Source organism: Nocardia sp. NPDC003345 (assembly GCF_053589395.1).
This window is the reverse complement of the sequence record NZ_JBSFRU010000262.1, coordinates 1-9,474: the sequence shown is the minus strand read 5'-3', so window position 1 is coordinate 9,474 and position 9,474 is coordinate 1. Positions and strand designations below refer to the sequence as shown.

At 69.6% G+C, this 9,474-nt stretch carries 10 protein-coding genes; 6 read left to right on the top strand and 4 right to left on the bottom strand.

All coding sequences use genetic code 11. The annotated features are described in order from the left end of the window. The 3 genes from hflX to ACWDU1_RS23970 form a co-directional block, all read left to right on the top strand. A partial coding sequence (gene hflX, locus ACWDU1_RS23980; protein WP_450001724.1) for a GTPase HflX occupies window positions 1-1,377 on the top strand: 1,377 nt, incomplete at its 5' end. A 123-nt stretch (window positions 1,378-1,500) separates the two neighbouring features. Further along, a complete protein-coding gene (locus ACWDU1_RS23975; RefSeq protein ID WP_450001722.1) occupies window positions 1,501-2,403 on the top strand; it encodes a lysophospholipid acyltransferase family protein in 903 nt (300 codons plus the stop codon). A 161-nt stretch (window positions 2,404-2,564) separates the two neighbouring features. Beyond that, a complete protein-coding gene (locus tag ACWDU1_RS23970; protein WP_450001720.1) occupies window positions 2,565-3,710 on the top strand; it encodes an acyl-CoA dehydrogenase family protein in 1,146 nt (381 codons plus the stop codon). Window positions 3,711-3,946: 236 nt separating this feature from the next. On the opposite strand, the gene ACWDU1_RS23965 is transcribed toward ACWDU1_RS23970, so the two are convergent. Together ACWDU1_RS23965 and ACWDU1_RS23960 are read right to left on the bottom strand one after the other, a co-directional pair. Further along, window positions 3,947-5,014: an NAD(P)H-dependent amine dehydrogenase family protein gene (locus ACWDU1_RS23965; protein ID WP_450001718.1), complete on the bottom strand. Its 1,068-nt coding sequence runs from the start codon at window positions 5,012-5,014 to the stop codon at window positions 3,947-3,949. A gap of 10 nt (window positions 5,015-5,024) precedes the next feature. After that, entirely contained in the window at window positions 5,025-5,816 is a 792-nt protein-coding gene (locus tag ACWDU1_RS23960) for an SDR family oxidoreductase (RefSeq protein ID WP_450001716.1), read from the bottom strand. A gap of 109 nt (window positions 5,817-5,925) precedes the next feature. Here ACWDU1_RS23960 and ACWDU1_RS23955 point away from each other — a divergent pair, with 109 nt between their 5' ends. Continuing rightward, a complete protein-coding gene (locus ACWDU1_RS23955) occupies window positions 5,926-6,801 on the top strand; it encodes a helix-turn-helix domain-containing protein (RefSeq protein ID WP_450001714.1) in 876 nt (291 codons plus the stop codon). Here the strand turns inward: ACWDU1_RS23955 and ACWDU1_RS23950 are convergent. Both ACWDU1_RS23950 and lexA read right to left on the bottom strand, forming a co-directional pair. After that, on the bottom strand, window positions 6,792-7,568 hold the full coding sequence (locus ACWDU1_RS23950; protein WP_450001713.1) for a histone deacetylase: 777 nt from the start codon (window positions 7,566-7,568) through the stop codon (window positions 6,792-6,794). The two genes, ACWDU1_RS23955 and ACWDU1_RS23950, sit on opposite strands and share 10 nt — an antisense overlap. A gap of 9 nt (window positions 7,569-7,577) precedes the next feature. Further along, entirely contained in the window at window positions 7,578-8,309 is a 732-nt protein-coding gene (gene lexA / locus ACWDU1_RS23945) for a transcriptional repressor LexA (RefSeq protein WP_450001711.1), read from the bottom strand. Between the two features lie 322 nt (window positions 8,310-8,631). Here lexA and ACWDU1_RS23940 point away from each other — a divergent pair, with 322 nt between their 5' ends. Together ACWDU1_RS23940 and ACWDU1_RS23935 are read left to right on the top strand one after the other, a co-directional pair. Beyond that, window positions 8,632-9,105: a hypothetical protein gene (locus ACWDU1_RS23940; RefSeq protein ID WP_450001709.1), complete on the top strand. Its 474-nt coding sequence runs from the start codon at window positions 8,632-8,634 to the stop codon at window positions 9,103-9,105. 200 nt (window positions 9,106-9,305) lie between these two features. Continuing rightward, window positions 9,306-9,474: NrdR family transcriptional regulator (locus ACWDU1_RS23935; RefSeq protein ID WP_450001725.1), on the top strand; the 169-nt coding region annotated here is incomplete at its 3' end.

Sequence of the window (9,474 nt, the reverse complement as noted above, 5' to 3'; positions counted from 1 at the left end):
CAGCTCGACGAGCGCAGCGCACTGCGGCGTATCGCGGGTCTGTCCACCGAGCTCACCGATATCACCGAGGTCGAGTACCGGCAGCTGCGCCTGGAGCGGGTGGTGCTCGTGGGGGTGTGGACCGAGGGCAGTGTGGCGCGCGCCGAGGCGAGCATGGCCGAACTGGCCCGGCTCGCCGAGACCGCGGGCTCCGAGGTGCTCGAGGCGCTGATCCAGCGCCGCGACCGCCCCGACCCGGCCACCTACATCGGCTCCGGCAAGGCCGACGAGTTGCGCGCCGTTGTCCTGTCGACCGGCGCGGACACCGTGATCTGCGACGGTGAGCTCACACCCGCCCAGCTGACGGCCCTGGAGAAGGTCGTCAAGGTCAAGGTGGTCGATCGCACCGCGCTCATCCTCGATATCTTCGCCCAGCACGCCACCTCCCGCGAGGGTAAGGCGCAGGTCGCGCTGGCGCAGATGGAGTACATGCTGCCGCGGCTGCGTGGCTGGGGTGAGTCGATGTCGCGCCAGGCCGGTGGCCGGGCCGGCAGCAACGGTGGAGTGGGCCTGCGTGGTCCGGGTGAGACCAAGATCGAGACCGACCGCCGCCGCATCCGGGAGCGGATGGCCAAACTCCGGCGCGAGATCCGTGAGATGAAAACCGCCCGCGACACCAAACGGTCGCGCCGCACCTCCAGCGGGGTGCCCTCGGTGGCGATCGTCGGCTACACCAACGCGGGCAAATCGAGCCTGATGAACGCCCTCACCGGCTCCGGTGTGCTGGTGCAGGACGCGCTGTTCGCCACCCTCGATCCCACCACCCGGCGGGCCGAACTCGAGGACGGCCGCGAAGTGGTGTTCACCGATACCGTCGGTTTCGTCCGGCATCTGCCGACCCAGCTCGTGGAGGCGTTCCGCTCCACCTTGGAGGAGGTGACCGGCGCCGATCTGCTGCTGCACGTGGTGGACGGCGCGGACGCGCTGCCCGCCGAGCAGATCAAGGCGGTGCGCGAGGTGATCACCGACGTGGTGCGCGAATCCGGGGTCCCGGCGCCCCCGGAACTGCTGGTGGTCAACAAGATCGACGAGATCGATCCGGTGGAGGTGACCCGGTTGCGGGCGCTGCTGCCCGGCGCGGAGTTCGTCTCCGCGCACAAGGATCTCGGCATCGATCGGCTGCGCGCCCGGCTGGACGAAGTGCTCGGCGGCCTGGACGTCGAGGTGAGTGTGCTGCTTCCCTACACCCGCGGCGATCTACTCGCCCGGATCCACGCCGACGGCCGGATCTCGCAGTCGGAGCACACCGAGAGCGGAACCCGGGTTCACGCCCGGGTGCCCCGGTCACTGGCGGCGGTGCTGGCGGAATACGCGCACGCGGGAGCGGTCGAGGCGTAACGGTTACCGGCACAATTCGCCGCGGTTGACACTGGTCGCAAAAATGTGGGACATCGCATAACACGGTGTTGCAATCCTCCGGTTCGATTCACAATTGGAATGAATCGACTACAGGAGGGTTTTATGTCACACCCGGGCGACCGCCCCACCGTCGAACCCGATCGGCAGCTCGGTGAGTTGCCGGATCGGCCCGGCCTGAGCGATGGCGCACCGCTATCGGTGCAACTCGGCCCGGTCGATCTACGGGTTCTCGAAGCGGCGCTGGCCCCGCTCCGCACCTGGAGCGACCCCCGGTTCTTCGGTCTGGACAACATCCCGGACTCCGGACCCGTGCTCTTGGTGGCCAATCACAACCTGCTCGGCCTGATCGACGCGCCGCTGCTGCTGCCGGAGGTCCTGCGCCACCGCGGGCGGCTGATCCGCGGGCTGGCCGAGAACCTGCTCATCCGGGTTCCGGGAGTGCGTCATTTCCTGCACTACTACGGTTCGGTCCGCGGCACCCGCGAGAACTGCCGGACCCTGCTCGAGCAGGGCGAGGTGGTGCTGGTGTTCCCCGGCGGTGGCCGGGAGGCGATCCGCCGCAAGGGTGAGAAGTACGCGTTGCGCTGGGAGGGTCGCACCGGCTTCGCGCGGATGGCGATCGAATGCGGCGTGCCCATCGTGCCGGTGGCCATGATCGGTATCGACGACGCCTTCGACATCATCGCCGACAAGGACGATGTACTGCTGCGCCCGCTACGCGCGCTGGTCGAAGCGCTGGGTATCCATACCGAGCTCACTCCGCCGCTGCTGCGCGGCATCGGCCTCTCGCCCATCCCGCGACCCGAACGGTTCTATTTCTCGGCCGGTACCGCGATCGATCCGGGTCCGTGGCGGGAGACCGGCGATATCGATGAGGCATGCGGGGAACTGGCGCAGGTGGTGGAGAAGGCGCTGCGTGAGGAACTGACCTATCTGCTCGGAGAACGGGATCGCGATCGCGGCCGGACGCTTTCGGGCCGGCTGCGCGAGCTGCTCCCGGTCTGACCGGGCCGCGGTGAATGGCCAGGCAGTACGAAGGCGTCGCCGAGGGTAGGAACACCAGCCGATTTCCGATGTGAAGTGAACAAGGATTCGCACTCCGGGTACGGTGGGTCACAGCGGCGGGCCGGCGCGGCCCCGTCCGAAGTGTTCACTAGGAGGTTGGTGTGGAGCGCACACTGTTCGAACCCGAGCACGAGCTGTTCCGGGAGTCGTACCGCAAGTTTCTCGCGACGAACGTGGCGCCGTTCCACGACCAGTGGGCGGAGCAGGGCGTCGTCGATCGTGCCGTCTGGACCGAAGCCGGTAAGCAGGGCTTTCTCGGTATGCAGATGCCGGAGGAGTTCGGTGGCGGCGGGGTCAAGGATTTCCGCTACAACGTCATCATCAACGAGGAGGCGGTGCGCGGGCAGTACTCCGGTCTGGGCTTCAGCCTGCACAACGATGTCATCGCGCCGTACCTGATGGAACTGGCCAACGACGAGCAGAAGCAGCGCTGGCTGCCGAAGTTCTGTTCCGGTGAGCTCATCACCGCCATCGCGATGACCGAGCCCGGCACCGGCTCGGATCTGCAGGGCATCAAGACCCGGGCGGTCCGCGACGGCGACGACTGGGTTCTCAACGGCGCCAAGACCTTCATCACCAACGGCATCAACTCCGATATCGTCATCGTGGTCGCGCAGACCGACCCCGAGGCCGGCGCCCTGGGCTTCAGCCTGCTGGTGGTCGAGCGCGGGATGGCCGGGTTCGAACGCGGCCGCAACCTCGACAAGCTGGGCCTGAAGGCGCAGGACACCGCCGAACTCAGCTTCACCGATGTTCGAGTGCCGACCGCCAACCTGCTCGGGGAGGAGGGCAAGGGCTTCATTCACCTGATGCAGAACCTGCCCCAGGAGCGGCTGTCGATCGCGGTGATGGCCGCGGCGGCGATGGAGTCCTGCCTGGACACCACCTGCCAGTACGTGCGTGATCGCAAGGCGTTCGGGAAACCGATCGGCGCCCTGCAGAACACCCGGTTCGTCCTGGCCGAACTGGCCACCAAAACCACCGCCGTGCGGGTGCTGGTCGACCGCTGCATCGCCGAGCTCAACGCCGGCACGCTGACCGCCGAAGACGCGGCCATGGCCAAATGGTGGAGCACCGAGGAGCAGGTGGATCTGATCGACCGCTGCCTGCAGCTGCACGGCGGCTACGGCTATATGCGTGAATACCCGATCGCGCAGGCCTACCTCGACGCGCGGGTCCAGACGATCTACGGCGGCACCACCGAGATCATGAAGGAGATCATCGGGCGCAGCCTCAAGCTGGCCTGATCGACGGCTTCGAGCTCTCGCCACGGGCGGGGCATCCGGTGTGGATGCCCCGCCCGTGGCGTCTGCGGTCCGGGGATCGCAGCGAGGCCGGCGCGTGGGGCGGGGTGGTACGCGCCGGATCAGGCGCTGACGCGGAAATCCTCGGTGTGCCCGCGGTCGCAGTAGGCCCGCGTTGCGCGGTAGACCAGCGGCGAGAGGATCAGCAGACCGATGAGGTTCGGCAGTGCGCGCTGCCGTCACACCCTCCCGGGCCCGGTGACGAGCGGCAGGTCGAGCGTGGTGCGTATCCCCGGCGCCGCCGCGACAACCGCGGGTACGGCGTTGACCACCCGCATCGCCGTGGCCACCAGACCGGCGTGATTGTGATCACCGTTGTCGCTGGACAGGCACAGGTCCAGGGCATAGTTCGGTTCACCGGTGACCTCGACGCGGTAGGAGCCGCCGTCCTGCGCCGGATGCGGCCACTCCGGTGCTATATCGGCGCGCAGCCGCGTGATGTGCTCGAGTACGGTCACCACCCGGTCGCCGACCATCCCGCGGACCTCGAACCGCACCCCGGCGGTGGTGCCGGCCGCGATCGGACCCGCGGTGATCTCGAAGTCCTCCGGTGCGGGAATCCGCTCATGGGTTTCGGTGACGGCGTCGAGTTCGACGCCGAGCCCGGCCGCCAGCTGGTGCACCACGCTGCCCCACGCCAGCGACAGCACTCCGGGCTGGAGCAGCATCGGCGTCTCGTCGAGCGGTTTGCCGAAACCCATGATGTCGAACATGACGGCGGCGTTGTCGTAGGTGGCGTAGTCCAGGATCTCCATACAGCGAACCTGATCGACCCGCTGACAGGTGCCGGCCAGGGCCAGCGGCAGCAGATCGTTGGCGAATCCGGGGTCGATACCGTTGACGAAGAGCGACGCACCGCCCGCTGCCGCGGCCTCCTCGATGGGGGTGAGCAGGTCCGCCGGCAGTACCTGCCACGGGTACTGCAGGAAGACGGGCGCGCTGGCCGCGACGTTCACGCCCGCTTCGAGAATGGTGCGCAGATCGGTGAGGGCCTCGATCAGCCGGTTGTCGGCCATCGCGGTGTACACCACGCAGTCCGGTTCCAATGCGAGCAGCGTCGCGGCGTCGGTGGAGGCGGCGACACCGGTCCGGAGATCGAGCCCGGCGAGTTCGCCCGCGTCCCGGCCCTCCTTGGCCGGATTCGAGACCTTCACACCCACGAGTTCCAGCCGGGGATCGCCGATGATCCCGGCCAGGGCGTGGACGCCGACATTGCCGGTACCCCAGTGCACGACACGGTAGGTCACGATTTTCTCCTCACAGATCCGGAATCGGCATATCGAGATTCGGCGCGATCAGGCCCCCGTCGACCTCGATCACCTTGCCGGTCAGGTAACCGCCCGCGGGGGAGGCCAGGAACAACGCGGCGGACGCGATCTCGGCCGGGTCACCGAGCCTGCGCAGTGGCGTCGCCTGTTCCACCGCGGTGCGCATGGCGTCGTCGCCCGCGACGATCTCGAGGGCCGAGGTCGCGATCGATCCGGGAGCGATCGCGTTCACCCGGATCCGGGGCGACAGATCCATGGCGGCCAGCCGCGTGTAGTGCGCCAGAGCTGCCTTGGCGGTGCCGTAGGCGGCGAACCCGCGGCCCGGCATCCGGCCCACCGCCGAGGTGATGTTGATGATCGAGCCGCCGCCCGCGCCCTCCAGCATCAACGGCACGGCCGCGCGGACCAGAGCATGGGCGTTGGCGACATTGAAGCCGAACGCGTCGGTGAGGCGCCGCGGGGAGGCATCCAGCAGCGGCGTGGGCATGGCGCCGCCGACATTGTTCACGACGATATCCAGGCGGCCCAGCTCCGCTACCGCCGTGGCCGCCAGTGCGGCGCAGGCCTCGGCATCGGCGAGATCGGCGACCACGATATGGGCGCGCCGGCCGAGATCGCGGATCTGCCGGGCGACCTTCTCCAGATCGGATTCGGTGCGGGCCGCGATCAGGACATCGGCACCCGCCTCCGCGAATCCGAGGGCGATGGCGGCACCGAGGCCGCGTCCGGCGCCGGTGACCACGGCGACCCGGTCATCGAGGCGGAACCGGTCCAGAATCATGACTCTCCTGACGTCGTCTACGCTGAGTGTCGACTATTCGTCGAATAGACAACGAATAGTCGATGCAGTGTAGGTGCCGGATGCCCGGCGGACAAGGGAGTCACCGGATATGACGAGATCGGGATCCCCGCCGACACGCCGGGTCGTCGCGGTGGTCGAATTACTCGCCGGATCCGAACGGCCGCTGACGGTCTCGGAAATCGCGGACCGGCTGTCCCTGGCGCGGGCGACGGTCACCGCGGTGCTCCACGAACTGTGCGCGGCGGGGTGGCTGGTGCGCGACGCCGGACTCGGCTATACCCGCGGACCGGCGCTGAACCGGCTCGCCGGCGCCGAGGCGGTCGCCGCCCTGCCTGCGGTGAGCGCGGAACTGTCCGCGCTGGCCGAGGCCGCGGGATGCGGCGCGACGCTGAGCCGGGTCGCGGACGGCAGGCTCACCATCGTCGCGAAGCATTACGCGGGCGATCGGATCGTGCCGGGGCTCGCGGTCGGTCAGTCGATCCGCCTGGCCTACCCCGCCGGAGCCGCGGTCATGCCGTACCGCGAACCGGCCGAGCGCGCGCACTGGCTGGGATCGGCGCACCTGTCCGGGCCGGCGGAACAACTGCTCGATTTCGTCACCGGCCGCGGTTTCGCCATGTTCCGCCCGGAGGCCGACGACGCGGGGCTGGTCGACGTGCTCACCGAACTGCTCGGCGCGATGGGCGCCGAACTGCTGCAACCCGCTCTGCGGGCCAAGGTGCTGCGCCAGCTGGGACGGCTCACCGCCCGCGCCTACACCGAGGCCGAGATCGACTCGCCCCATCCGCTGCCGGTCAGCTATGTCTCGGCGCCGGTCTTCGACGGGGCGGAGGTGCCCTATGAACTACAGCTCGGCCCGCTACGCGCGGAGGTCGGGCCCGTGGACCGGGCGCGCTATATCGAGATCGTCCGTACCGGGGCGCGGGCGGTATCGGTGGCGCTGCGGACCACCGGTCACGCCTGATCCGGTCCGGCCAGGGCGGCGGCCAGCGTCTCCGGTGTCCAGTGGCCGGCCGCGCCGGGGCGGCCGGCGAGATACTCCGACACCCGCGGCAGCGACCAGCCGTGGGCCGCGCGCAGGCCGATCGCGATATGGCGGAGATAGGCCGGGGCGGGCGGGTTTCCGGGGAGTGCGCGCCGATCCCAGGGCGCGGTGAAGGTCAGGACGGGGATGCCTTCGAATGCTCCCGGGCAGACCACGGTTTCGTAGCGTCCGGGCCCCAGCCGGCAACGACCGCCGCGCAGGGCCGCGGTGAGATCCGGATCCGCTCCGGGCGACCGGTACATCTCCAGCGCGAGCAGATCCGCGAATTGGGCGCGGGTCAGCAGATAGGCATGGACCGGGGTACCGGCGGGAGTATCGGGGTCGTAGAAAGCGCGGCCGCCGGTCCAGATCGCTGATTCCGTGGCGAAATAGAGCAATCCGGGCAGGGTGAGGCCGATCGACCGCGTGGGCGGGGTCCGGTCCCGCAACCCACGCCGGGTGCGCGCCCGGCCGGTGCCCTCGCCGGTCCCGGCCGTGCGGAGATGTGGTGCCGGCGGCCGGCCCGCGGCGTCCGCCGGGGCGACGCCGTCGAAATAGCAGCGCAGCCGCTCGGGATCGGCGTTGGAACCGTACGCCGCGTACCACACCCGTTCCGGATCCGCCTCGACCCCGGATATGCCCCGGATGCGCGCCCGTTCGCCGTAGGAGGGCATGGCCTCCCCACCCGCGCCGGAATCGGGCCGCATCGACCCGGCTCAGATCTTGCGGATCACCGTGACGACCTTGCCGAGAATGCGCGCGTCGTTACCGGGGATCGGCTCGAAAAGCGGATTGTGCGGCATCAGCCAGACGTCGTTGCCGCTGCGCTTGAAGGTTTTCACCGTGGCCTCGCCGTCCAGCATGGCCGCCACGATATCGCCGTTGTCCGCGACGTTCTGCTGGCGCACGACCACCCAGTCGCCGTCGCAGATCGCGGCGTCGACCATCGATTCGCCGACCACCTTCAACAGGAAGAGGGAACCGTCACCGACGAGTTCGCGCGGAAGCGGGAACACATCCTCCACCGCCTGTTCGGCCAGAATCGGGCCACCGGCGGCGATTCGCCCGAGCACCGGCACGTAGGTGGGGATGGGCTGATCGGTCTCGGGGGCGGTATCGCCGGTGTCGGCGCCGTCGGCGGGCGCCAGTGTGGTGACCGACCGTACCGCTTCGTCCATACCCCGGACATCCACCGCGCGAGGCCGGTTCGGGTCGCGGCGTAGATACCCCTTGCGTTCCAGGGTGCGCAACTGGTGGGCCACCGACGAGGTGGAATTCAGGCCCACCGCGTCGCCGATCTCGCGGATGCTGGGCGGGTAGCCGCGCAGGCTCACCGACGACCGGATGACATCGAGTACCTTGCGCTGGCGCACGGTGAGATCCGCACCGGTCGCCACCGTTTCGGTGCCGGGACCGGCTCCGTCACCCGTATCGTCTGATCGGCTCACCACGTCCGCCTTTCTCGTCGGTATCCGGCCACGCCGCCCGGGCGGTTCGGCCCGTTCACCGAAGTGAAGGGCGTCGTGACCTGCCCTGCCCGAACGTCGTGTCGTGCAGTGAATCTAGTCGGCCGCTCCCGATCTATCAAACATCTGTTCGAGGTATGTCCGGTGTTGCTACTGACATTATCCCGCACGCGTGGTAGAAATCGAACATCAGTTCGTCGAACATTTGATCGAATACCGGGCTCTCGAACCCCCCGGCATCGAAGCCGCCCTTGGTTTCCGCGACCGCCCATTACCGCGACCGACCAGCACGGAGGTCCTACCGATGAACACCGCCACCAGTCCGACCCGCACCGGCACGTGGGAAGACGCCACCGCCCGGGCCGTGCCCGTTCCGATCCCGCCGGGGGAGACCGGAGCGGGCCGTCCGGACGAGGGCGGGCTGCCGGTGCCGGCCCCGCCGCGACACCGCGCCGCCGGCCCCTGCACCGCCGCGGTGCCCGGGGCCACACGGCGGGGTGTCCGGCGGGCCGTCCCACTCCGGGACGGCGCGGCGCGCCGGGGCCCGGCCATCGACCCGCCGGCGCCGTACCCCTCGCCCGAAGAATGGGTGGAGCGGGCCCGGGCCGGGTGGGCCGCCGTCGCCGCCACCGCGGCGATCACCGCGGCGGTGGTCGTGCTCTTCCTCGCGCTGGCCCATCTGCGGGCACCCGAACCGCCGGCGCAGATGCCGGTCCCGTCCGGGATACCGGCCGCGGCGGTGCCGCCGGGAGAGGCCGGCGTACCCGGAGGCCGATGACGTGGCGGCCGCCGCCGCGCCCGGACCAGGGGTGAGGGCAACCACCGCACACCCCGTGCCGGTATCCTCGACGTGTTATGCACAGGAGCCGGCACCCACCGCCGGTTCACCCGGTGCCGGTTCGCCCGGTACCCGCGCTCGCCGGACCCGCGACCGGCGCAGGTTCGGCCGCGAGCGTTCGCAGCGACGAAGGACCCCGGATGCACTGCCCGTACTGCCGACACCCCGACTCGCGGGTCGTCGATTCGCGACTGGCCGACGAGGGCGCCGCCATTCGCCGCAGACGCGCCTGCCCGGAATGCGGGCGCCGCTTCACGACGGTCGAGACGGCCATTCTCTCGGTGGTCAAACGCAGCGGGGTCACCGAAC